Origin of the sequence: Amycolatopsis cihanbeyliensis, assembly GCF_006715045.1 — a bacterium.
In the GTDB taxonomy this organism is placed as follows: Bacteria; Actinomycetota; Actinomycetes; order Mycobacteriales; family Pseudonocardiaceae; genus Amycolatopsis; species Amycolatopsis cihanbeyliensis.
Genome location: NZ_VFML01000001.1, coordinates 3966441 through 3988783 on the forward strand (window position 1 = coordinate 3966441; position 22343 = coordinate 3988783).

At 70.3% G+C, this 22343-nt stretch carries 23 protein-coding genes; 18 read left to right on the forward strand and 5 right to left on the reverse strand.

Going from position 1 to position 22343, the window contains the following annotated elements:
- Positions 1-38 precede the first annotated feature (38 nt).
- Positions 39-1994, forward strand: a complete 1956-nt coding sequence (locus FB471_RS17910) for a TNT domain-containing protein (protein WP_141999601.1) — start codon at positions 39-41, stop codon at positions 1992-1994.
- Between the two features lie 47 nt (positions 1995-2041).
- Here FB471_RS17910 and FB471_RS17915 read toward each other — a convergent pair whose 3' ends face one another.
- A complete protein-coding gene (locus FB471_RS17915; protein WP_141999602.1) occupies positions 2042-3409 on the reverse strand; it encodes a sensor histidine kinase in 1368 nt (455 codons plus the stop codon).
- A gap of 187 nt (positions 3410-3596) precedes the next feature.
- On the opposite strand from FB471_RS17915, the gene FB471_RS17920 reads away from it, so the two are divergent.
- The 6 genes from FB471_RS17920 to FB471_RS35160 all read left to right on the forward strand — a co-directional run bounded on the left by FB471_RS17920 (position 3597) and on the right by FB471_RS35160 (position 6799).
- Positions 3597-4442 (forward strand): helix-turn-helix domain-containing protein, encoded by an 846-nt coding sequence (locus tag FB471_RS17920; RefSeq protein ID WP_141999603.1) that lies wholly within the window; start codon positions 3597-3599, stop codon positions 4440-4442.
- Positions 4443-4464: 22 nt separating this feature from the next.
- A complete protein-coding gene (locus FB471_RS17925; protein WP_141999604.1) occupies positions 4465-4647 on the forward strand; it encodes a DUF397 domain-containing protein in 183 nt (60 codons plus the stop codon).
- The gene (locus FB471_RS17930; protein ID WP_141999605.1) at positions 4644-4883 is read left to right on the forward strand and encodes an ATP-dependent Clp protease adaptor ClpS; all 240 of its coding nucleotides are present in this window, start codon (positions 4644-4646) and stop codon (positions 4881-4883) included. Before FB471_RS17925 ends, FB471_RS17930 begins: the two co-directional genes overlap by 4 nt.
- Positions 4883-5416: a DUF2017 family protein gene (locus FB471_RS17935; RefSeq protein WP_141999606.1), complete on the forward strand. Its 534-nt coding sequence runs from the start codon at positions 4883-4885 to the stop codon at positions 5414-5416. Before FB471_RS17930 ends, FB471_RS17935 begins: the two co-directional genes overlap by 1 nt.
- A 78-nt stretch (positions 5417-5494) precedes the next feature.
- Positions 5495-5770, forward strand: a complete 276-nt coding sequence (locus tag FB471_RS35155; RefSeq protein WP_246076458.1) for an AAA family ATPase — start codon at positions 5495-5497, stop codon at positions 5768-5770.
- Between the two features lie 282 nt (positions 5771-6052).
- Positions 6053-6799: an AAA family ATPase gene (locus tag FB471_RS35160; RefSeq protein WP_246076459.1), complete on the forward strand. Its 747-nt coding sequence runs from the start codon at positions 6053-6055 to the stop codon at positions 6797-6799.
- A 355-nt stretch (positions 6800-7154) separates the two neighbouring features.
- Here the strand turns inward: FB471_RS35160 and FB471_RS17945 are convergent, their stop codons facing one another.
- The gene (locus FB471_RS17945) at positions 7155-8618 is read right to left on the reverse strand and encodes a CCA tRNA nucleotidyltransferase (RefSeq protein ID WP_141999607.1); all 1464 of its coding nucleotides are present in this window, start codon (positions 8616-8618) and stop codon (positions 7155-7157) included.
- Positions 8619-8823: 205 nt separating this feature from the next.
- Between FB471_RS17945 and FB471_RS17950 the strand changes: the two genes are divergently transcribed.
- Together FB471_RS17950 and FB471_RS17955 are read left to right on the forward strand one after the other, a co-directional pair.
- A complete protein-coding gene (locus FB471_RS17950; protein ID WP_141999608.1) occupies positions 8824-9348 on the forward strand; it encodes an NUDIX hydrolase in 525 nt (174 codons plus the stop codon).
- Between the two features lie 84 nt (positions 9349-9432).
- The gene (locus FB471_RS17955) at positions 9433-11703 is read left to right on the forward strand and encodes a DUF6049 family protein (protein ID WP_246076460.1); all 2271 of its coding nucleotides are present in this window, start codon (positions 9433-9435) and stop codon (positions 11701-11703) included.
- Positions 11704-12051: 348 nt separating this feature from the next.
- On the opposite strand, the gene FB471_RS35165 is transcribed toward FB471_RS17955, so the two are convergent.
- Positions 12052-12333, reverse strand: coding sequence for a hypothetical protein (locus tag FB471_RS35165; protein ID WP_246076461.1), 282 nt, complete (start codon positions 12331-12333; stop codon positions 12052-12054).
- A gap of 45 nt (positions 12334-12378) precedes the next feature.
- Between FB471_RS35165 and murJ the strand changes: the two genes are divergently transcribed.
- From murJ to FB471_RS17990, 7 genes are all read left to right on the forward strand, one after another.
- On the forward strand, positions 12379-14112 hold the full coding sequence (murJ, locus tag FB471_RS17960; protein ID WP_246076726.1) for a murein biosynthesis integral membrane protein MurJ: 1734 nt from the start codon (positions 12379-12381) through the stop codon (positions 14110-14112).
- A 111-nt stretch (positions 14113-14223) separates the two neighbouring features.
- A complete protein-coding gene (locus FB471_RS17965) occupies positions 14224-15768 on the forward strand; it encodes a protein kinase family protein (RefSeq protein WP_142002108.1) in 1545 nt (514 codons plus the stop codon).
- Positions 15769-15795: 27 nt separating this feature from the next.
- Positions 15796-16455 (forward strand): RNA polymerase sigma factor SigM, encoded by a 660-nt coding sequence (sigM, locus tag FB471_RS17970; RefSeq protein ID WP_141999610.1) that lies wholly within the window; start codon positions 15796-15798, stop codon positions 16453-16455.
- The gene (locus FB471_RS17975; protein ID WP_141999611.1) at positions 16452-17255 is read left to right on the forward strand and encodes a hypothetical protein; all 804 of its coding nucleotides are present in this window, start codon (positions 16452-16454) and stop codon (positions 17253-17255) included. The genes sigM and FB471_RS17975 overlap by 4 nt, the downstream gene beginning before the upstream one ends.
- Before the next feature lie 94 nt (positions 17256-17349).
- The gene (gene trxB, locus FB471_RS17980; protein WP_141999612.1) at positions 17350-18348 is read left to right on the forward strand and encodes a thioredoxin-disulfide reductase; all 999 of its coding nucleotides are present in this window, start codon (positions 17350-17352) and stop codon (positions 18346-18348) included.
- 38 nt (positions 18349-18386) lie between these two features.
- On the forward strand, positions 18387-18713 hold the full coding sequence (gene trxA, locus FB471_RS17985; RefSeq protein ID WP_141999613.1) for a thioredoxin: 327 nt from the start codon (positions 18387-18389) through the stop codon (positions 18711-18713).
- A gap of 448 nt (positions 18714-19161) precedes the next feature.
- Positions 19162-20307 (forward strand): N-acetylmuramoyl-L-alanine amidase, encoded by a 1146-nt coding sequence (locus tag FB471_RS17990; protein ID WP_141999614.1) that lies wholly within the window; start codon positions 19162-19164, stop codon positions 20305-20307.
- A gap of 161 nt (positions 20308-20468) precedes the next feature.
- Here the strand turns inward: FB471_RS17990 and FB471_RS17995 are convergent, their stop codons facing one another.
- Complete coding sequence (locus tag FB471_RS17995) at positions 20469-20930, reverse strand: MarR family winged helix-turn-helix transcriptional regulator (RefSeq protein WP_211358057.1); 462 nt, start codon at positions 20928-20930, stop codon at positions 20469-20471.
- A gap of 65 nt (positions 20931-20995) precedes the next feature.
- Here FB471_RS17995 and FB471_RS35170 point away from each other — a divergent pair, with 65 nt between their 5' ends.
- Positions 20996-21214 (forward strand): hypothetical protein, encoded by a 219-nt coding sequence (locus tag FB471_RS35170; RefSeq protein WP_246076462.1) that lies wholly within the window; start codon positions 20996-20998, stop codon positions 21212-21214.
- Entirely contained in the window at positions 21175-21540 is a 366-nt protein-coding gene (locus FB471_RS18000; protein ID WP_246076463.1) for a hypothetical protein, read from the forward strand. Before FB471_RS35170 ends, FB471_RS18000 begins: the two co-directional genes overlap by 40 nt.
- Here FB471_RS18000 and FB471_RS18005 read toward each other — a convergent pair.
- A complete protein-coding gene (locus tag FB471_RS18005; protein WP_141999615.1) occupies positions 21537-22184 on the reverse strand; it encodes a GNAT family N-acetyltransferase in 648 nt (215 codons plus the stop codon). The two genes, FB471_RS18000 and FB471_RS18005, sit on opposite strands and share 4 nt — an antisense overlap.
- Positions 22185-22343: the final 159 nt, after the last annotated feature.

Consider the following 22343-nt stretch of genomic DNA (forward strand, 5'->3'; position numbering starts at 1 on the left):
TCTCTGTCAAATCGAGGGTGAACCTGAAGGGGGCAGGCGTGCGCTACCGAGTCGAGGTGGCCGATCGCCCGGACGCGCTGTACGCGGTCTGGAACGGCCGCGTGTTCCGGGCCCAGCGGTCCACGGCGGACGGGACCGTGCTGCTGGTACCGCTTCCCGGCGAGGAGGAGACGCCGGAGGGCTTCGATACCGAATGGAACGGCCACCCGGCCAAGGTGGTGCCGGAAGGGGAGACCGGCTCCACCTTCAGCATCCACACGCTGTGCCTGTTCGACGACGAGATCTACCGGATCCTGCCGCAGTCCACCGACGGCGAGCTCACCCTGAAGTGGACCGGTCAGGACGAGCGGGTCGCCGCCGAGCTCGGCCTGGTCGACTTCACCACGAAGACCTCGGACCCGGAGAGCATCACCGCGCTCTGGCAGGAACGGCACGATCTCGGCCCTGCGGATGCCCGGCCGGGCGACGCGCGGGCCGACCCCTCGGCGCTGCTGCGGGCGATCGGCCGCACCCTGGTGCACGAGATGCCGGAGGGCTGGCAGCGGGTCGGCGCCCAGTTCCGCCAGGTCGGCGACTACGCCGAACTGGAGGTGCGGGCGGTTGCCGAGGACATGACGGTGTCCCTTTCCGCCCCGCCCGAGCTGGGTCAGCTGTTCGCGCGGTTGCGGGCCGCGATGTACGACCCGGCCACCGGCACCTGGTTGCAGGGCACGTTCACCCTGGACGCGGCCTCGAACTTCGACTTCGACTACGAGACCGACACCGAACCGAACTGGCGGCTGACGCCGGAGGGCAGGCCGGGCGCCCGGTCCTACGATGCCGAGCTGGAGTACTTCCCCCGGGAGCGTAAGAACGTGCCGCAGTGGCTGGCCGCCAAGGCGGGCCTGCCGCTGGAGGTGACCTTCCGGCAGGCCAGGGTGGTGGACGGGCACAACCCCGGCGAGCAACCCGTGGTCAACCGGCCGCCGGTGCCCGCCGAGGAGGCCCGCGCCGTGCTCGGCTACCTGTACCGGGCGCCGATCGTGCTGACCAGGCCGGCGACCGGCCCGGACCTGTTCGCCCCGAACGGCCCGGCGGACGTTCCGGACGCCTTCCACACCGACGGTGTCTGGATCTGGCCCGCCGCCGTACCGCACTACCTGCGCAAGTACGGCGTGCCGCCGGACCCCGAGCTGCTGGACCACATCCGCGCGCAGAACCACCGCACGCCGTACGTGCCGGAACGGGTACGCACCACCGCCGAGGCCGAGATCCTCGGCCAACCGCATCCGCCGCAGCAGGCGGCCGACCTGATCGAGTACGACCAGTTCGGCCGGATCGAGCGCGGCGCCGAGCCCAAGGACCTGCGGGCCTCCGAGGTGCTGAGCCTGTTGCGTACCCGGCTGGCCGAGCACGGGATCCCGGACACCGCCTACCGGATCGGCACGCCCGCCGAGGGCGCCTGGTGCCTGCGCCGGACCGACCAGGGGTGGGAGGTGGCCAGGCATGCCGAGGGCGGGCCGACGGAACCCTTGCTGGAAGCGCAGTACTTCCCGGAGATCGAGCCGGCCGCGCGGGCACTGCTCGGGTCGCTGCTGCTGTACCCGGGGCGCGGCGCGGTGCCCGCGGACCAGGAGGCCGCCGAACCGGCCGCGCAGGCCCCGGACTGGCCGATCCTGCCGATGCGCGGCGAACCACCGCTGACCTTCTTCCGTGCCAAGCGGATGGTGGTGCTGCCCGCGGGGACCCGGGTGCTGCGGTTCGGCAACGAGGGGGGCAACCTGGTGCACGCCGAGTCCACCCGGTTCCCGGAGACCTCGCTCGGCCAGCAACGCGAGTTCGAGCGCGGCACCTACCTGCTGCGCAGGCCGCTGCGGGTGCTGACCGGGGTGACCCTGCCCTGGGCCGGGCTGCCCGGCGGGGCGATCGCCTACCTGCTGCCCCGCGCGCTCGGCCAGCACCTGGAGACCGGGGCGATCGAGCGCGACCCGGGTCACCAGGGAGACCGGAGGTAGGCCGACTCGGCGGCAGGCGGCTGTGCTCGCGAGACAGGAGGGTCGGCCTACTGGAGGTCGGATTGGTAGCTACCGGCACCGTAGGAGGGGACCCAGAGGGTGACCCGGGTCCCGTTGCCCGGGGTGGACTCCACGGTGGCGGTCCCGCCGACCTCGGCCAGCCGGGCGTTGATCGACTCGCTGATGCCGAACCCGGGATGTGCCTCCGGACCGAACCCGGTGCCGTGGTCGCGGATGACGGTGGCGATCCCGCCGGAGCGTTCCTCGACCCGCACCACCACCTTGTCGGTGCCCGCGTGCTTCATGGTGTTGCGCAGGGCTTCCCGCACCGCGTCCCGCACGGCGAGCTGCCTGGCCTCGGACAGCGTCTCGTCGTCCAGCTCGGCCACCACCACCTGCGCGCGCAGGCCGTCCCTTGCCATCTCGGCCGCCAGCGCGGCCAGCTTCTCGCCGAGCGGGCGGGAACCCGCGGTGCCGCTGCCACCCGCGTCGCACTCGATCCGGGACCGCAGCTGGGCCACCTCCGCGTGGGCCAGCCGCCGCAGTGCGGCCAGCTCCTCCTCGGCGGAGGAGCCCGGCCGGGACAGCGTCATCGCCTCCAGACTCTGCAGCACGGTGTCATGCAGCATCCGGTGCTGCACCGCGCGCTCGGCCTGCCTGCCGTGCCGGATGCCGTAGGCCAGCGCGAGCCGGGTCCCCAGCCCGACCAGCACCAGCGCCCCCGTCGCGGTGAGCAGGACGCCAAGCAGCGTGCCGAAGCCGTCGAACCCGCTCGCCGGGTCGAACTGCCCGGTGTTCAGCCAGTGCATGGCCGCGGCCAGCGGCACGCTGGCGGTGACGAGCGCGCCGCCGTAGAGCACGCCGAGCGCGAGGGTGAGCAGGGCGACCGCACCGAGCAGATGCTTCCCGGGTACCTGCATGGCCGCGCCGAACACCGAGCTGGGCACGGCGGCCGCCACCACCAGGTTCGCCGCGCCGGTGAACAGCACGTCCACGCCGAGCAGCAGCGCCGCCTTCCTGCCGTCGAACGGCTCCGGCCGCAACAGCCAGAACGCGCCGAACACGCTCAGCAGCACCGAGCTCAGCGCGACCAGCGCGACCGGCGCGAGCCCGACGTTGCCGGTCGCGGCACCGGCGCCGAGGAACGCGATGAGCGCACCCGGCACCGCGATCACCCGGTAGGCCAGCGGGGCCAGCGCCACGTACCGCGCGGCGCGCAGCAGCAAGGTGTCCCGCGCGGCCACGTCCACCGTGCCCGCGAGGTGCCGGATGCGGCGCATCGGTCGGATCGGTGTCGGGTCGGCGATCTCGTCCGGGAGCTCGCTGGTCGCGGTCGCCATCACCGGGGCGCCGCCCCGGAGGAGGGCCATCAGGAAGTTGCCACGGCGATGTGACCCGAGACGATCCGACGACATCGGTGCTCCAGACAGCAGGGTGGGGGGCTCGAGTATCCGTCATCGCCCCGGGAAGGGCAGAGTGCCCGGCCGAAGTACCACCGAATGACCCAGCGGATCTTCCCGGTCTCTACTCGGTGTGGCGAAATTCCGCTTCGCGGTTCCCGGTGAAGGATTGCGTGCACCGAGTAACGGGAGGTAACCGGTCGTGAGTGCACAGGAGTCGCCGCCGTTCCGCCGCAGGTACCTCGGCCGCCTGCTGCGCGAGCTGCGGGAGGACGTCCGCATGTCCACCGGGGAGGTGTGCGGGCGGCTGGAGATCTCGGCGCCGCGGCTGAGCCGGATCGAGAACGGGCGCACCGCGCCGGACATCGTGATCGTGAAGGCGATGCTCGACCTGTACGGCCTGCCGGTGAACGACTGGGAGCCCTACGAGCAGCTCGCCAGGGAGGCACGGAAGAAGGCCTGGTGGCAGGAGTTCGGCGTGGAGGCACGGGGCTACGTCGCGCTGGAGGCCGCCGCGGCCAGGCTGCATCACTTCGAACTCGGCAACATCCCCGGGTTGTTGCAGACCGAGGCGCACGCCCGCACGCTGTTCGGCAAGCTCTCCAAGCGGCGTAGCAAGCACTGGGTGGAGGACCAGACCGCGGTCCGGCTGATCCGGCAGCAACGGCTGCGCAGCGAGGAGAACCCGCTGGAACTCGTCGCCATCGTGGACGAGACGGTGCTCTGGCGCCCGGTCGGCGGCCGGGAGGTCCACCGGGCACAGCTGTGGCACCTGCTGGAGGTGGCCGAGCTGCCCACGGTCACGCTTCAGGTGCTGCCGCTGTCGGCTTCCCCGCATGTCGGCATGGACGGCTCCTTCCACGTTCTGAGCTTCGCCGAGAAGGACGAACCGGACCTCGCCTGGGTGGACCATGTCTTCGGCTCCCTGCAGATCGAGAAAAAGACCGAGGTCCGGGCCTGTAAACTCGCCTTCGAGGCGCTGCGCACCGAGGCACTCACCCCAGCCGACTCCGTCGCGCTGATCCGGGAGGTGCTGGCGCGGCTGTGACACGGCGAAAGAGGCGAGGACGATGCCAGGCGCCCGGTGGTTCACCAGCAGCTACAGCACCGGCAACGGCGGCGGCGGAAGCTGCGTCGAGGTGGCTTTCGTCGGGAGGACGGTCGCCGTGCGGGACACCAAGGACCGCGCAGGTGGGATGCTGACCATCCCGGGCGCCGCCTGGTCGCACCTGCTCAGCCACGTGGCCAGATGAGCGCAGGGGCTTGGCTGGTGGCGGTACACAACGACGACGTGAACACCGTCCCGGTGGTGGTCCACCTGTTCCAGGCCCTGTGCGGGATGCCGCCGCAGGACGCGGCGCGGGCCGTGGCCGAGGTGCATCAGGAAGGCAAGGCCGAGGTCGGGATGTTCGCCGACCAGCTGGGTGCCGAGCAGTTCGCGGTGCGCCTACAGCGCTACGGGCTGCATGCGACGGTGCGGCCCGCCTGATGCACGAGCACGCGGTCTACGACCTGCCGGCCGACTACTTCGACGCGCTGCCGGCCGCGGACGGGGTGCTGGTGCGGATGTCGGAGAACGTGGCGGACACCCTCGCGCACCACGCCGAGCAGCTGATCGTCTTCCTGGAACGCGGCGAGGTCCCGCCCGGGGGCAGCGGACTGCTGCGGCGCGGGCCGACCCCGGAGAGCGTCGGGCGTCGGATGTTCCCGGACGCCTACCGGAACCGGGCCGAGGCGGCGGCGTTCCGCGAACGGCATGCGGCCGCCCTGCGCGACACCGGCGCGGCACACCGGGTGTTCGCCCGCTGCTGCGCGGGGCCGATGCACACCTTGCCGCACGCCGAGGTGGACGACTGGCTGGTCACCTTCGGCCTGGCCCGCTTCGTGTTCCTGCCCCGCAAGGGCGCGGACCCCGGGATGGCGGGCACCTGGCTGACCCACGTCCAGGAAACCCTCATCCTGGCCACCAACCCGAACCTGGTCCTCCCGCCGACCCCCAGCACTCACCGCCTGTGGAGGTGATGCGTTCTCCGTTCGGCCCGTAACTCACTGGAGCGGTGGTCGGCCTGCGTAGCGACGTCGCGCCGGTAGCCTGACTCCATGCTCACCAGGCTGGAGGTCCAAGGATTCAAGAACCTCTTGGACGTGCGGGTCGACTTCGGGCCGTTCACCTGTATCGCGGGCGCGAACGGTATCGGGAAGTCGAACGTGTTCGACGTGATCGAACTCCTGTCGCACCTGGCCTCGGACACACTGATGGAAGCCGCCCAGAAGGTCCGTGGCCTCTCCGACGGACGCAGTGGTGATCCCCGCGACCTGTTCTGGAACGGCTATCGCGTGACCACGAACGGGTTATCAAGCTCGCCGCCGAGATGATCGTCCCCGCGGAGATCGAGGGAGGACGACCTCGGGTAGCCGGCCAACGCGACCACGACATTCCTGCGGTACGAACTCAACGTCGGCTACCTCCCACCGGAGGGCGGAGCCGGTATCGGCCGGCTCGCACTGCTGGGTGAGGAACTTCGGCACATCAACCGTGGCGAGGCGGCCAAGCACCTGCGCTTCGCGCACAACGCGAAGCGGTTCCGGAACGCCGTCGTCGTCGGACAGCGCAGGGGCGGACCGTTCTTGTCGACGGATCGGCATGGGACCGGTCTGGTGATCAACGTTCATGGGGACGGGGAGAGCTACGGGAAGCCGCAGCCGCGATCGGCCTCACGCACCGGCCGGACGGTGCTCAGCACGATCACCACCAACGATCACCCCACGATCCTGGCCGCCCGCAGGGAGATGCAGAGCTGGCGCAGGCTGGCGCTCGAACCGTCCGCGTTACGCGCCCCCGACGGATTCGCCGATCCGCGCTCCCTCGGTGCCGATGGCCGGCACCTCGCGGCCACGCTGTTCCGGATCGCGCAGGAAGCCGGCACAAGCCACGAGTCGTCCGACTCGGAAGCGGTTTACGCACAGGTGGCGGGGCACCTGGCTGATCTCGGTGATGTCGGCGTCGAAAGCTTGAGCGTCGTACCGGATCAGGTACGGGAAGTGCTGACGCTTGTCCTGCACGAGCGAAGCGGTATGCGGCTACCTGCCCGCGCCCTGTCCGAAGGCACCTTGCGATTTCTGGCGCTGTGCGTGTTGCTCGAGGACCCGACGGTCAGCGGCTTGATCTGCATGGAGGAGCCGGAGAACGGCATCCACCCCGCGAACCTTCCTGCCATGCTGGACCTGGTTCGTGAACTTGCGGTGGATCCGCAGGAGGCGCCTGATCAGGCGAACCCGTTCCGGCAAGTCATCGTCAACACCCATGCGCCGGGAGTCGTCCAACTGTGTGATCGATCAGACATTCTGGTCGCGGTGAGCCGCCAGCAGACCGCACCGGACGGAACGCTGACCAGAGCACTGTGATCGGGGTATCGACGTACGGCTGACCACGCCGGACTTCACGTTGCTGAGAAACATCGACAAGGACGTGAAGTCCCGGTTGCGTGCGGGCGTCACGCTCATGGGAGGCCGGGGCACCTCCTCGTCGTACACCGCGACGCCGACACTGCCTACCGCTCGCTTCGGCCCGCACGGGTCGTCGGCGCGAACGGGAAACGAAACGATTCAACCAGCATCGACGGCAACTCCTGGAGCGGCTGGAGCGGCATGGACCGGTCACCAAGCTCGCGGGCTGGCGAGACATGGTCGAGCAAATCGATCGAGTGAGCAGCCTATGGCGCTAGCTGTCGCCTGCCTGTGGAGGTGAGTGACCCGTCGGTCAGCCGGGCGGGGGTGCGTCGACACCCTGCTCGGCGGCCCACTTCCGAAGTTCGGTGACGGCCTCGTCGTGGTCCAGCGGGCCGCGTTCCAGGCGGATCTCCTTCAGGTGCTTCCACGCCTTGCCGACCATCGGGCCGGGGGGCAGCCCGAGCAAGCGCATGATCTCGTTGCCGTCCAGGTCCGGTCGTACCCGCGCCAGGTCCTCCTCGGCCGCGATCCGGGCGATCCGCTCTTCCAAGTCGTCGTAGGTGCGTTGCAGCGCGGTGGCCTTGCGCTTGTTGCGGGTGGTGCAGTCGGCTCGGACCAGCTTGTGCAACCGGGGCAGCAGGTCACCGGCGTCGGTGACGTACCTGCGCACCGCGGAGTCGGTCCACTCGCCCTTGCCGTACCCGTGAAAGCGCAGGTGCAGATACACCAGCTGGGACACCTGCTCGGTGATCTCCTTGCTGTACTTCAGCGCGCGCAAACGCTTGCGGGTCATCTTGGCGCCGACCACCTCGTGATGGTGGAAGCTGACCCCACCGCCGGGCTCGAACTTCCGGGTCGCCGGCTTGCCGATGTCGTGCAGCAGGGCGGCCAGCCGCAGCACCAGGTCCGGCCCGGAGGTCGGCTCGTGCAGGGACTCCAGGTCGATCGCCTGCTCCAGCACGGTGAGCGAGTGCTCGTATACGTCCTTGTGCTGGTGGTGCTCGTCGATGGCCAGCCGCATCCCGGGTACCTCGGGCAGCACCTGCTCGGCGAGGCCGGTGCGCACCATCAACTCGATACCCGCACGGGTCCGCACGCCGAGCATCAGCTTGGACAGCTCGGCCTGCACCCGCTCCGCGGTGATCCGCTTGATCTCCTCCGCCATCTCGGTCATCGCCTCGACCACCCTCGGCGCGGGTTCGAGTCCGAGCTGCGCCACGAACCGGGCCGCACGCAGCATCCGCAGCGGGTCGTCGGCGAAGGACTCCTGCGGGGCGGCCGGGGTGTCCAACTCCCGCCGGCTCAATGCCCCCAGCCCGTCATGCGGATCGACGAACTTCTTTGTCGCCAAGTCGATCGCCATCGCGTTGACGGTGAAGTCGCGGCGGAGCAGGTCCTCCTCGATGGTCTCGCCGAAGGTCACCTCGGGGTTGCGGCCGACCCGGTCGTAGGAGTCGGCGCGGAAGGTGGTGATCTCCAGGGTCGAGCCGTGCTTGGTGACCCCCACGGTGCCGAACGCGATCCCGACCTCCCACACCGCGTCGGCCCAGCTCGAGACCAGTTTCAACACCTGCTCGGGATGGGCGTCGGTAGTGAAGTCCAGATCGGTCTCACCGGAATGAGTGAGCCGGCCCAGCAGCGCGTCGCGCACGCTGCCGCCGACGAGAAACAGGCTGCGCCCCGCCTTGGCGAACCGGGCGGCCAACTCGTCGGCCACCGGCGAGATACGCATCAGCTCGGTCACCGCGTTCTGCTTCGCGGCACGTTTGTTCACAACTATTCCACCAGCTCGGACGTCCACTTTGTCAGCACTACTACATCCGTACGGCGGCACGGACAGGAGCAGCCAGCCTACAGTGCCCGGTAGATACCAATCCGATCGAAAGCAGCCAATCTGTGCAGGTCGACCTCCTGGCACCAGGTGGGCTGCTTCCGATCTCCTTGGTAGAGGATGCCGACCGTTGCTCTAGCATCGCAGCATGCCTGGATCGGCCGGTCGCTCCGGTGGCGCCAAACCGGGACGCCGGTCGCGGCGCCGCCGTGGCAGGCGGCTGACCACGGTCGATGAGACCTCGGCCGGCGGACTCGTGGTCGACCCCGGCCGGGATCGGGCCGTGCTGATCGGCAGGCTCGACCGGCAGGGCAGACTCCTCTGGTCGCTGCCGAAGGGCCATATCGAGGACGGCGAGACCATGGAGCAGACCGCAGTACGCGAGGTGAAAGAGGAAACCGGTATCACCGCGCATGTGCTGGAGCCGCTGGGTGCGATCGACTACTGGTTCGTCGCCGAGCGCCGCCGGGTGCACAAGACCGTGCACCACTTCCTGCTCGAGGCTTCCGGCGGTGAGCTCTCCGACGAGGACGTCGAGGTCACCGAGGTCGCCTGGGTACCACTGGCCGAGGTCGAGAGCCGCCTCGCCTACGCCGACGAGCGCAAGCTGGTCCGTAAGGCACGCGAACTTTTCATCGACTCCGAACCCGCTGCCGAGGGGGCTGGCGAGTGACAGGATGTCCGACCGCCGCTGGGACCTGCGGTGGTGAGTGGAGGAACGCGCGCGGCGTGGCCCACGAGCGGGGAGGCGGGGCGCATGTCCTGGGGCGGTGACGGTCATCACCGGAGTCCGAGCCTCGCCGAGCCGCTCCTGCCGCGCATTTCCGGACGAGCACCGAGCAAGGCGGACACCACGAGTGCCTGCACCCGGTTCGGCGCGCTCGTGCTGACGCTGCTGTTCCTGGCTGGGAGCTGCCTGTTCCTGCCGAGCGCGAGCGGGCAGCCACTGCCCGAGGAACCGGACCGGCTGCGGATGGATATCGCCGAGATGAGCCCCCGGCTGCTCACCACGGACTCCACCACGCTGACCGTCCGCGGCCGGCTCACCAACGTCGGCGACCGCCGGATCAGTGACCTCAAGGCCAGGGTGCAGCTGGGCCAGGTGCGGTCGGACGAGCGGCAACTGGCCGAGTCGCTGGCCGAGCCGCCGCCCGCCGAGCTGTCCATGTCGCGGTTCACCGAGGTGGTCGACGAGCTCGCCCCCGGCGAATCCGCACCGCTGGCGCTCGAGGTGCCGCTGAACGGCGCCGCGGACGGGTTGGAGGTCGTCCGGCCCGGCGTGTATCCGCTGCTGGTCAACGTGAACGGCACCCCGGAGTACGGCGGCACCGCCCGGCTGGCCGAGCTGAACATGATGTTGCCGGTGCTCGGTGTGCCCGGCGGGTCGACCGGGTCCGGGGAGTACCTCCCGGACCAGCCGCGCCGGCTCTCCGTGCTGTGGCCGATCGCGGCCACCGAACCGCAGGTGGTCGCGGCCCCCCTCGGCGGCCCACTGGTGCTCGCGAACGACGCGCTCGCCGACGCGCTCGCCCCCGGCGGCCGCTTGGACGCGCTGGTGTCGGCCGCCGACCAGGCCAGGGACGACCCCCGGGTTTTCGGTTCGCTGTGTTTCGCGGTGGACCCCGACCTGCTGCAGACCGTCGAGGCGATGGCGGGTGGCTACCGGGTCCGCACCCCGCGCGGGACGATCGAGGGCACCGGCGCCGCGGCCGCGAGCCGCTGGCTGGACTCGCTGCGTGCGCTGGTGGACGGGAAGTGCGTGATCCAGTTGCCGTTCGCGGACGCCGACCTGGCCGCGGTCTCCGCGATCCGGGACAGCGCTCCCGGCCTCACCGCGACCGCGGTGGGCAACGCGGCCACGGTGACCAGGATCCTGAACGTCAAACCCGTGGACGGGGTGCTCTGGCCGGACGGCCGCTTGAACGATGACGCGCTCGAGGACCTGAGCGGGGCCGGGGTGAACACGCTGATCGTGGATCCGGACCGGCTGCCGGACGACACGACCGACGGGTCCGCTCCCGAGCTGGCCGGGACGGGGATCCGCGCGCAGCCCTACGACGCGCTGCTGGCCCGCTCGCTCACCGGTTCCGGCGCCGCGAACACGTTGAACCCGGTGATGGAACCGGACATCGCGGTCCAGAACGGGCTCGCCGTGCTCGCCATGCGGGCCGGCCTGAACCAGCGGGAGACCGGCTCGGGGCCGGTGCTGCTCGCCCCACCGCACCAGTGGACCGCCTCGGCCGCGGAGCTCGACACCCTGCTGCAGACCCTGGGCGACTTCGCGGGCAGTGGCCGGGTGGAGCCGGTGCAGCTGCAGGAGTTGCTCGCCACGCGGACGACCGGGGACGCCGGGATGGTCCGGCCCGCCCGGGACGTGCCGACCGAGCCCTCCGGCCAGGTGCTGGGCCGGATGCGGGACATCGACGCCATCACCACCGACCTCGGCAGGGCGATGTCGGTGGATGCGACCGCCCAGGTCGAGCCGGCACAGGTGCTGCAGCCGCTACGCAACGGCCTCCTGCGCGCGTCGTCCTCGGCGTGGCGCACCACACAGCAGCGGGACCAGGCGATGCTGGTCGCCCGCGAACAGCTGGACACCCTGCGTGGCCGGGTGACGGCGGTGACCCCCAACCGGCCGATCCAGCTCGCCTCGGGGAGCTCGCCGCTTCCGGTGCTGCTCTCCAGCGAGTTGCCGGTGGCGATCACCGTGCAGATCAACCTCAGCAACGCGGCCGGGCTGCGGCCGGAGGACGTGCCGGATGTGGTGATCGCGGCGAACAGCAAGGTGAACCGCCGGATCCCGGCCGAGGCGCAGCGGGCCGGCAAGTTCAACGTCTACGTGTCGCTGAGCACGCCCGGCGGCACCGAGCTGGGTCCGCCTGCCCGGTTCGAGCTGATCTCCAACGAGTACGGCGTGATCACGGTCATCGTGACGGCCACCGCGGGGGGCGCGTTGCTGCTGCTGGCGGGCAGGCGCATCTATCGTCGGATTCGGGCGGAAAAGCGGGCCGGTGCGAGCGGGACCTGAGTTTCCGCCGGAAGCCGATTACGCTGGGTCGACCAGGCGGGTCATGCAGAACCCGACCTTGAGTTGAGCACAGCCTGACAGCCGACGATGGGGCACGCCTTGGACAGAGGATCCGCTTCGCGACCTGAGCGTGAAGCGCAGCCTTCGCAACCCGAGCGCGCCGATCGCCCCCCGGACGCGGGACCGCAGCGCCCCGATCACCGGCAGCAGCCGCCGCAGGCGCAGCGCCCTGACCGCAGGCCACCGCCACCGCAGCAGGAGCCCCGCCGGTCCGGCCAGGCACCGCCGCCCCGCCGGCAGGCCCCCGACCCGCGGGAGAACGGCCGGCCGCAACGCCGGTCCGGCCAGCTACCCGCGCAGCCACCACAGCAACCTCCCCCACAGCAGCCACCACAGCAGCAGCCACCACAGCAGCAGCCACCGCAGCGGCAGCCGCCACCACCGCAGCGGCCGCGGCCTGCCCAGGGCCCGCCGCGCCGCCAGCCGCCACCCGGCCAGCCGCCGCAGGGCCAGCCACCGCAGGGGAGGCGTCCTCCGCCGCCGGTCCGCCCCTGGCAGCAGGGGCAGCAGCAGGGGCAGCAGGGCCGCCCGGTGGAGCCGGACGCGACCCAGTTCATCCGGCCGGAGCACGGGGTGCCGCCAGGGGCCCGCTGGCCCAGCGCCGACCCGGACATCATGCGGCCCTACGACGAGTTCGCCACCAGGATGCTGCCGCGCATCCTGGACGCGCCGCGCCCGTCCGAGCCGATCGGCGACCGGCTGCCCGCGGTCGGGCTGGAGCCGGAGCGCAAGCCGCGCCCGGAGCCCGCGGAGAGCAAGAAGGCGCCGTCGGTGGTCAAGGCCAGCGGCCGGATGGCGATCGCCACGCTGACCAGCCGGATCACCGGTTTCGCCTGGAAAGTACTGCTGGCCGCGGTGGCCGGGCTGAGCGCGGTCTACGACTCGTTCACGGTGGCCAACACGCTACCGCTGATCATCAACGAACTGCTCCTCGGCGGGGTGCTGACCAGCGTGGTGGTGCCGCTGCTGGTGCGCTCGCAGGACGACGAGGACGGCGGCGAGGCCTACACCCAGCGGATGCTCACCATGGCGATCACCGTGCTGCTGGCAGGCACGGTGCTGTCCACGCTGGGCGCGCCGCTGGTCACCTCGCTGCTGATCGACGACAGCGGGGAAGCCAACCGCGACCTGGCCACCGCCTTCGCCTACCTGCTGCTGCCCGGCCTGCTGTGTTACGGCCTGTTCGCGGTGCTGTCCGCGGTGCTGAACGCCAAGCAGATCTTCGGGCCCGCCCAGTGGGCGCCGGTGATCAACAATCTGGTCATCATCCTGACCATCGGGCTGTACGCGCTGGTGCCGGGCGATCCGACGTTGAACCCGCTGGCGATGAGCGACCCGAAGCTGCTGGTGCTCGGTATCGGGGTGTTCACCGCGATGACGATGCAGGCGCTGTTCCTCATTCCGGCGCTGCGCCGCTCCGGGTTCCGGTTCAAGTGGCGCTGGGGCCTGGACGAGCGGCTGAAGGAGTTCGGCGGGCTGGCCGCGTGGATCTTCGGCTACGTCGCGGTGAGCCAGGTCGGCGTCATCATCAACACCCGGGTGCTGACCAGCGGCGACGAGGGCGGGGTCGCCACCTACTCGAATGCCTGGCTGCTGTTCCAGCTGCCCTATGGGGTGATCGGGGTGTCCTTGCTCACCGCGATCATGCCCCGGATGAGCCGGGCGGCCGCGGACGGGGACAACCGGCGACTGATCGGCGACCTGTCCTATGCCTCCCGGCTCAGCACCCTCACCCTGCTGCCGATCTCGGCCGTGATGGTGGTGGCGGGCACCTCGATCGGGGTCGCCCTGTTCAGTTTCGGCAAGGGCACGCTGGAGGACTCCGAGCGGCTGGGCCAGGCGCTGGCCGTTTCCGCCTTCGGCCTGTTGCCGTACGCGCTGGTGATGCTGCAGATGCGGGTCTTCTATGCGATGAAGGACTCGCGCACCCCGACGCTGATCATGGCGGTGATGACCGCGGTGAAGATCCCGCTGCTGTACCTGGCGGGGGGTGTCCTCAGCCCGGCCGACGTGGTGCTCGGCGTGATGATGGTGAACTCGCTGGTCTTCGTGGTCGGCGCGATCATGGGGCAGGTCTGGTTGTGGGTGCAGCTGGGCAACCTGCGCAGCAAGCGGGTGCTCGGGGTGATCCTGTTCACCGTGGTGGCCTGTGGGCTGGGCGTGCTGGCGGCCTGGCTGGTCGGCCTGCTGGTGCCGGACGCGCTCGGCGCCACCCTGCAGGCCTGGGTGAAGCTGGTCCTGCAGGGCGTGGTCGGCCTCGGGGTCGCGTTCGGGGTACTGGTGGCGTTGAAGATCGACGAGCTGAACCCGATCACCAGGAGGGTCACCCGGATGGCCAAGCGGGCTTAGGTATCGGGTCGCTGCTACACGGGTACCCGGTTCGTTCACGTACCCTCGGTTGGAGATAAGCGGGAGAGTGCGGTGAACACGAGACGGAGCGAGCAAGGGGACAGGACCCGGGTGAACATTCGCACCAGGGGCGGCTCGCTGGCGCCCGGGGGAGTTGTCGGCGACGGTCGGTATCGGCTACTCGCCCAGTTCGGCATCGACGAGCGCGCCGGCGCGCACCTGTGGCGGGCGCGGGACGGCCAGCTACGCCGGGACGTGGCGCTGACCATGCTGGTCGGCGACCCGGCCGACGGCGAGGCCGCCAGGGCCGCACGGCGCACCCTGGACCGCGCGGCGCATGCGGCGAAGTTCAGCCACGGCGGGGTGGCCAGGGTGCTGGACGTGTTGAGTCTCGGCAACGGCATCACCTCCAGCGAGGGGCTGCTGGGCATCGTGGTGGCCGAGTGGACCAAGGGCAGCGATCTGTTCGACCTGGTCGCCGAGCGGCCGGTGGCGCCAGGCACCGCGGCCAGAATGGTGCAGGCGTTGGCCGAGGCCGTGGACAGCGCGCACCACTCCGGGCTGGTGCTCGGCCTGGACCATCCGCAACGGCTGCGGCTCACCCCGGACGGCAGGCTGCGGCTGGCCTTCCCCGGCCCGCTGCCGGACGCCACCCTGCGCGACGACGTCAAGGCACTGGGTGCGGTGCTGTACCTGCTGCTCACCGGCCGGTGGGCGTTGCCGGGCGGCCCGCCGGCCATCCCGGCCGCCCCGCATTCCCCGAACGGCAGGCTGGTGCCTGCCAGGTCGCTGCAACCGACCGTGCCCGCCGCGCTGTCCGCGCTGGCGGGGCGCACCATCGAGGATGGTGGCCAGGGGGCCATCCGCACCAGCTCGGCGATCCTGCGGGTGCTGGAGCAGGCCGCGGAGGAAGAGGAACGCACCCAGCTCATCAAGCAGGTCGGGGACGAGAGCGTCGACGAGGACGGCGGGGTGTGGACCACGAAGAAGCCGGTGAAGGACGCCTCGCGGCGGCGCAAGCTGGCGCTCGGGGTGAGCGTGCTCGCGGTCGCCGCGGTGGGCATCCTGGCCTGGCTGGGCATGATGGCGATCGACTTCTTCCAGGACGACCCGGCCTCCGGGCCACCGGTGAACGTGGCCGACGAGCCGACCACCCAGCAGGCCGAGCCGCCCGGGGATCAGCGATCGCCGGAGACCCAGCCGCCCGCGCTGGGTGAGCCGGTACAACCGGCCTCGGTGCAGGTGTACAACCCGGAGGGCACCGGCGACCACGTCGCGCGGGCGGAGAACGCCATCGACGGTGATCCGACCACGATCTGGCGCACCGACCAGTACCAGCAGCAACTGCCCGCGCTGAAGTCCGGGGTCGGCCTGATCGCGCGGTTCGACCAGCCGATCGACCTGAAGCAGGTGAAGATCGCCGCGGACAGCCCCGGCACGGCCGTGGAGGTGCGGGTCGCCGAGGAGTCCGAACCGTCCCTTGAGGCGACCAGGGTGGTGTCCAGTACCGAGCTGACCGAGGTGCAGACCGAGATCGACCTGCCGAGCCCGGAGCAGGCGGAGTACGTGATCCTCTGGATCACCAGGCTGTCCGAGGACGGCGCGGACCACGTCTCGGAGATCGGCGAGTTGACGTTCGTGCCTACGCAATCGTGATGTTTCGGGGTTAGTAGGCTCTTCTGGGTGACCGCAGCCGCACCATCGGACGCCGATCTCATCGCGGCACACGCCGCTGGAGACCCCCACGCGTTCACCGAACTGGTCCGCCGACATCGTGACCGCATGTGGGCAGTAGCCTTACGCACCGTGCGCGACCCGGAGGAAGCCGCCGACGCGCTACAGGACGCCTTTATCTCCGCGTTCCGCGCGGCGAGCAAGTTCCGCGCGGAGTCGCAGGTCACCACCTGGCTCCACCGGATCGTGGTGAACGCCTGCCTGGATCGGGTACGGCGGCGGCAGGCACGGCCCACCGTGCCGTTGCCGGAGACCGGGCAGCATGAACCCGCCGTGCCGAGGGACGCGCTGGCCGAACGGGAGACCACGCTGGTGGTCCGCAAGGCGCTCGACGAGTTGCCTGAGGACCAGCGTGGCCCGATCGTGCTGGTCGATGTCGAGGGATATTCGGTCGCGGAGACGGCGACCATGCTCGGCATCGCCGAAGGCACGGTGAAGAGCAGATGTGCCCGGGGTCGCGCAAAGCTCGCCAAGGTTCTCGGGCATCTGCGGAACCCGGACACCGAAGACGCCGTCCCAACTCACGAAAGCAAACGCCAAGAGCCATCGGGGCGTACGACGCAGGCCACGCCGCACGCGGGCGGGCAACGTGACGGGGAGGGACGATGACAGACGAGCAGCGGGGGACCGGCGAAGCCGTCGGTCCGCCTTGGTCTGTCGATGTACTCGCTGACCTCCACGCCGGGGTGCTGGACGAGGGACAGGCCGCGCGGCTGTGGCCGCGGGTCAATGCCGACCCCGAGGCACGGGCGATCATCGAGTCGCTGGAAGCGACCACGACCGACCTTTCCGAGCTGAACGCGGCGCCGATCGAACCCATGCCGGCCGAGGTGGCGGCGCGGATCGACGCCGCGCTGGCCGAGGAGGTTCGGCAGCGCGGAACCACCGGTACCGACTCCGGTTCGGGATCGGATACCGCGCGGGCGGAACCCGGGGTGGCCCCGGTGGTGAGCATCGACGCCGCACGCCGGCGCCGCAACCGCATGCTCGGCTGGGGCGGCGGGGTGCTGACGGCCGCCGCCGCGGCGGTGGCCGCGCTGGCCATCGTGCTGCCGGGGGACAACCAGACCCCGGGCAGCCCGGACACCGGTGCCGATCCGGGGCAGCCGCCGGTGGCGTTGCAGGGGGACGCCCTCGGTGCGGCGATCGGCGAGGTGGAAGGGGTCCGCGACTTCGGCGCTTTCGGCGGCGAGCAGGAGCTGGACGCGTGCCTCGCGGCCAACGGCATCGACCCGGACCGCAAGGCCGAGGGCATCCGGCCGGCGACCATCGACGGCAGGGAGGCGGTGATCGTGCTGTACACCACCGGTGAGCTGGCCCAGTTCCGGCTGGTCGCCGTGCCGCCGACCTGCGGACCGGGGAATCCGGAACTGCTGGTCGACGAGATCATCGGCGGCACCGGCGGCTGAGCTTGCCCGTGAGCGGCCCGCGTCACCTCGGGAACATGCGCACCTACGATCGTGTTGAGCCTGACGTGCAGGTCGAGACGAGCGGAGGTCACGGGTGGCACAGGACGTACGGAACCTGATCGTCGTGGGATCGGGTCCCGCGGGATACACCGCGGCCGTGTACGCGGCGCGCGCGCAGCTGGAACCCCTGGTGTTCGAGGGTTCGCAGTTCGGCGGGGCGCTGATGACCACGACCGAGGTGGAGAACTACCCGGGCTTCCGGGAAGGCATTCAGGGGCCCGAACTGATGGAGCAGATGCGTGCCCAGGCCGAGCACTTCGGGGCCGAGTTGCGCGCGGAGGATGTCGAGGAGCTCGAGCTCACCGGCGAGATCAAGTATGTGACGGTGAACGGCACCCGGTACGCCGCTCGCGCCGTGGTGCTGGCGATGGGTGCGGCGGCAAGGTACCTGTACGTGCCCGGGGAGCAGGAGCTGCTCGGCCGCGGGGTGTCCTCCTGCGCGACCTGTGACGGGTTCTTCTTCCGGGACAAGGACATCGCGATCGTCGGTGGAGGCGACTCGGCGATGGAGGAGGCCACCTTCCTCACCAAGTTCGCGCGCACGGTGACGGTCGTGCACCGGCGCGAGGAGTTCCGCGCCTCGAAGATCATGCTGGAAAGGGCGCGAGCGAACGAGAAGATTCGGTGGCAGCTGAACTCGCAGGTCACCGAGGTGCTCGGGGACGGAAGCGTGTCCGGGTTGAGGCTCAGGGACACGGTGACCGGCGAGGAGTCGGAGCTGGCGGTCTCGGGCTTCTTCGTGGCGATCGGGCACGATCCGCGCAGCGAGCTGGTGCGCGGCCAGGTCGATCTGGACGACGAGGGGTACGTGCTGGCCAAGGGACGCAGCTCGTACACCAACCTGGACGGGGTGTTCGCCGCGGGTGACCTGGTGGACCACACCTACCGGCAGGCGATCACCGCGGCGGGGTCCGGTTGCACGGCGGCCATCGACGCCGAGCGGTGGCTGGCCGAGCACGAGGTCGCCGAGGAAGCCCAGGAAGCACCCGAGCTGGTCGGTGGCGGTTACGCCGCGTCGGCGCCGGTGAACTGATCACGCCGGCCGCGGCCGGTAACCACTAAGGAGAGAACATGAGCGACACCGTTGCGGTGACGGACTCGAGCTTCGGCGAGGACGTGCTGTCCAGCGAGACGCCGGTGCTGGTCGACTTCTGGGCCACCTGGTGCGGCCCGTGCAAGATGGTCGCGCCGGTGCTGGAGGAGATCGCCAGCGACCACAAGGACAAGTTGAAGATCGCCAAGCTGGATGTTGACCAGAACCCGGAGACCGCCAGGGAGTACCAGGTCATGTCGATCCCGACACTGATCCTGTTCCAGGGTGGCAAGCCGGTGAAGCAGATCGTCGGTGCGAAGCCGAAGGCCGCCCTGCTCTCGGAGCTGTCCGGCGTCATCGGCTGAGGGCCAGAGACATGTCGGTGCTGGTCCGGAACGCGCGACACGATCGGCTCGACGGGGTTCGGACTCCGGTCACGACTGTCACTGCCGAAGGCTGTGCGCCCCGCCTCGCCGCTCGTGGGCTCCGCCGAGCGCGCGTTCCTTGTGGTTGGCACGGGCGGTTCTAGCGGTTCTCGACGACTCTGTCACAGTGAGACAACGACAACCCGGGGCCCGCGCGTCCATCGGACGTGCGCCCGGGTTTTTCGTTGTGCATCCGTTGTCGCCCGATGCGATGCTTCGGTTACTGCAGGTGCACGAGCCATGCGGGCGTGACGTGCGGTGACGCACCGACCGGCCCTGCGCGCTTACCGAGCGTTCGCAGGGCACAATAGAGACCCCCGGGTTGGTTCCGGAGAAAGCTGACAAGCATCGAGCGCACCAGCGGTGCACAAGGAAGAGCGAGGAGTGCATGCGGGTACTCCGCCGCGGCGACGCCGGTCCGGACGTCGCCGAGATCAGGTCCATGCTCGCCGCACTGGATCTGCTCCCATCGGCACAGGGTTCCAACGGTCATGGCGCTTTCGACCTCGCGGTGGAACAGGCCGTGCGGGCCTTCCAGCAGCGGCGTGGCCTGCTCACCGATGGGGTCGTCGGGCCCGCCACCTACCGGGCCCTGCGGGGTGCCAACTATCACCTCGGCAGCAGGCCGCTGGCGTACCTGATCTCCACTCCGGTGCACGGCGACGACGTGTTCGCGCTGCAGGACCGGCTCACCGAACTGGGGTACGACGCGGGCAGGCCGGACGGGGTGTTCGGCCCGCAGACCGAGTGGGGCCTGCGTAACTTCCAGCACGACTACGGCCTGCTGGTGGACGGCATCTGCGGCGCGGCCGTGGTGCGCGCGCTGCGGCAGCTGTCCCCGCGGGCACGCGGCGGCAGGCCGGTGTTCCTGCGCGAACAGGAGCAGGTGCGCCGGGCCGGGCCGCGGCTGAGCGGCAAGCGGATCGTGCTCGACCCCGGGCACGGCGGCCCCGACACCGGGGTGGACATGCACGGCCTGCGCGAGGCCGACCTGGTGTGGGACCTCGCCCGGCGGCTGGAGGGCCGGATGAAGGCCACCGGGATGGAGGCACTGCTGTCCCGTGGCCCGGCGCAGAGCCCGGCCGAGGCCGATCGCGCCGCCTTCGCCAACGAGGTGGGCGCCGACCTGTTCCTCTCCCTGCACTGCGACCAGAACTCCGCCCCGGAGGCGCAAGGCGTGGCGAGCTTCCACTACGGCAACGGCTACGGCTCCACCTCGACGGTCGGTGAGCTGCTGGCCGGCTTCATCCAGCGCGAGCTCGCCGCCCGCACCGGGCTGAAGGACTGCCGCACCCATCCGAAGACCTGGGAGATACTGCTCAAGACCCGCTGCCCCGCGGTGCGCATCGAGATCGGCTACCTGACCAACCTCGAGGACCGCCGCAGGCTGGCCGACCCGGCCTTCCGGGATATCGTCGCCGAGGGCATCCTGGTCGCCGTCAAGCGCCTCTACCTGCTCGGCGAGAACGACCAGCCCACCGGAACCTTCACCTTCGCCGACGTACTCGCCCACGAGCTGGCCAAGGCCGAGTGATGACGCGCCGCCCGTAGTAACCCACCCCCCGCCCTCCCTGGGGGGCGACCCCGCTGCCAGCGTATCGGGCCGGGCGGGGTGCTGGGGGTAACCGAGACAAATTGTGGACAAGCCTCCGTGGTTGTGGATAACCCCCACGAGGCCTGCCGCGTGGTGTGGCGTCACGCGCCGGCCGCTTCCTCCTCGAGAAGTCGCCGGGCCTGGGCGCGCAGGACCTCGATCGTGCGGGTCAGGTAGTCCGCGATCACCCGCTGCTCAGCAGGTTCGTAGCCAGCCACCAGGTCGTTCATCGCGGAACCCAGCCCGGCGAAGGCCTCCGCGAAGGCTCGCGAACCGCCCTCGGCCACACTGATCACCACCCGCCTGCGGTCGAAGGGGTCGGGCTCCCTGTGCACCAGCCCGGCCCGTTCCAGCCGGTCCACCATCCCGGTCACCGCACCCGGGGTCAGACCGATCTCCCTGGCCAGTTCCCCCGCCGAGAGCGAACCCCGCTTGCCGATGTACGCGAGCGCCCGCTGATCCACCGCACGTACCCCCAGCCGCGCCCCCACCGCCTCGTGGAACGCGACCACCGCCGTGCTCAGCTCCCGACCGAGCTCGACGCCGCTGATCTCCGCACTCATCGCTTCACTTTAGCATCGTCAATATTTCTATATAGTAAATTAAACTACTTTCGAGGAAGATATCGATGAGGTGTGGACCTCGTGCGGAACTGAACCTCGCGCTGGCCGTACCGCGCTGGGCCTGGCGGTTCTGCCTGCGGTACCTGCCGGTCATCGGCGGCTTGTCCCTGCTGCCCGCCCTGCAACGGTTCGTGGTGGTGAACTGGGGCAGCACCTCCCGGCCTGGCTGGCCACCGGCACCGAGATGCTCGTGCTGGAGGTGCGCATCCTGCTGCTGGTGGTGATCTGGCGGTTGGCCATGCGCGGGGTGCCGCAGCGTGACCAGCCACCGTGGAGCACGGCCTCGGCGTTCGCCACGGCGCATTGGCCGAGCCTGGTGATCCAGGGCTTCCTGCTCTCGCTGGCCTTCCTGACCTTCGATCTACTCGCCGAGCAGGTGGTGGCCGGTCTGCTGCCGGAGTCGGCACGGCAGGGCTACCTGGCGGCGCTGCTCATGGTGAAGAACCCGACGGTGATCGCGTTCACCTTCGTGTGGATGGTGGGCATGCTCCGGCAGCTGCTCGGCTCGGACGTACCCGAGCCGGCGGGCCGGCGCCATGGCGACAGTTAGGCCCGCGCGGCGCTCGGTTCGGCGGTGGTGACGCTGACCTGACCGAGCAGCTTCTCCAGGGCCGCCTCGACGTCTTCCTTCCAGGAGATGGCCGAACGCAGCTCCAGCCGTAGCCGTGGCCAGCGTGGATGGGGGCGCACCGTCTTGAACCCGACGCTCTGCAGGAAGCCCGCGGGCAGCACGCAGTCGTGCTCCTCGTCCGGGTCCTCGGCGCTGCCGTTCTCCGCGTCCCCGAAGGCCTCGATCGCCCGTACCCCGCGCTTGGTGAGGTCCTTGGCCACCGCCTGCACGAGCACCCGACCCACGCCGCCGCCACGGAACTCGGGCAGCACGTGGAAGCCGGTCAGCAGCACCGCGTCCGGGCTGGGCGGGGAAGTGGGGAAGGCGTTCGACCTCGGCACCGCGTTCGGTGGGGCGTAGAGCACGAAACCCACCGGAAGGTCGTCGCTGAACACGATCCGGCCGCAGGAGCCCCACTCCAGCAGCACGGCGGAAACCCAGGCCTCCTTCTCCACCTCGGTCTCGCCGAACTCCTCGGCCTGCTCCCGCATGTGTGGGGCGAGTTCCCAGTACACGCAGCGTCGGCACCGCCGTGGCAACTGCTCCAGGTTGTCCAGCGTGACGCCCGTGATGCGTCGCGACACCAGCCCTCCCCGGAAGTTCTCATTGCACGGTACAACCACGATCGGCGCTGCCGCCGTCCGACGGCGCGCACGGAAGGTGGATCAGCGACCCACCGCTGAGGATAGGCTGATGTGACAACGGCCGGAAGGGCGGGAGCCGGTAAGCGAGCCCGGTTACAC

Excerpts from the sequence above, each read along its gene's own strand:
- FB471_RS17930 (WP_141999605.1), top strand. The coding sequence starts at position 4,644 with ATGAGCGCAGGGGCTTGGCTGGTGGCGGTACACAACGACGACGTGAAC.
- FB471_RS17995 (WP_211358057.1), bottom strand. The coding sequence starts at position 20,930 with ATGAGTGCGGAGATCAGCGGCGTCGAGCTCGGTCGGGAGCTGAGCACG.
- FB471_RS17935 (WP_141999606.1), top strand. The coding sequence starts at position 4,883 with ATGCACGAGCACGCGGTCTACGACCTGCCGGCCGACTACTTCGACGCG.
- FB471_RS18000 (WP_246076463.1), top strand. The coding sequence starts at position 21,175 with ATGCTCGTGCTGGAGGTGCGCATCCTGCTGCTGGTGGTGATCTGGCGG.
- FB471_RS35155 (WP_246076458.1), top strand. The coding sequence starts at position 5,495 with ATGCTCACCAGGCTGGAGGTCCAAGGATTCAAGAACCTCTTGGACGTG.
- murJ (WP_246076726.1), top strand. The coding sequence starts at position 12,379 with ATGCGGCCCTACGACGAGTTCGCCACCAGGATGCTGCCGCGCATCCTG.
- FB471_RS17990 (WP_141999614.1), top strand. The coding sequence starts at position 19,162 with ATGCGGGTACTCCGCCGCGGCGACGCCGGTCCGGACGTCGCCGAGATC.
- FB471_RS17925 (WP_141999604.1), top strand. The coding sequence starts at position 4,465 with ATGCCAGGCGCCCGGTGGTTCACCAGCAGCTACAGCACCGGCAACGGC.
- FB471_RS17975 (WP_141999611.1), top strand. The coding sequence starts at position 16,452 with ATGACAGACGAGCAGCGGGGGACCGGCGAAGCCGTCGGTCCGCCTTGG.
- FB471_RS17950 (WP_141999608.1), top strand. The coding sequence starts at position 8,824 with ATGCCTGGATCGGCCGGTCGCTCCGGTGGCGCCAAACCGGGACGCCGG.
- FB471_RS17915 (WP_141999602.1), bottom strand. The coding sequence starts at position 3,409 with ATGTCGTCGGATCGTCTCGGGTCACATCGCCGTGGCAACTTCCTGATG.
- FB471_RS35170 (WP_246076462.1), top strand. The coding sequence starts at position 20,996 with ATGAGGTGTGGACCTCGTGCGGAACTGAACCTCGCGCTGGCCGTACCG.
- trxA (WP_141999613.1), top strand. The coding sequence starts at position 18,387 with ATGAGCGACACCGTTGCGGTGACGGACTCGAGCTTCGGCGAGGACGTG.
- FB471_RS17955 (WP_246076460.1), top strand. The coding sequence starts at position 9,433 with ATGTCCTGGGGCGGTGACGGTCATCACCGGAGTCCGAGCCTCGCCGAG.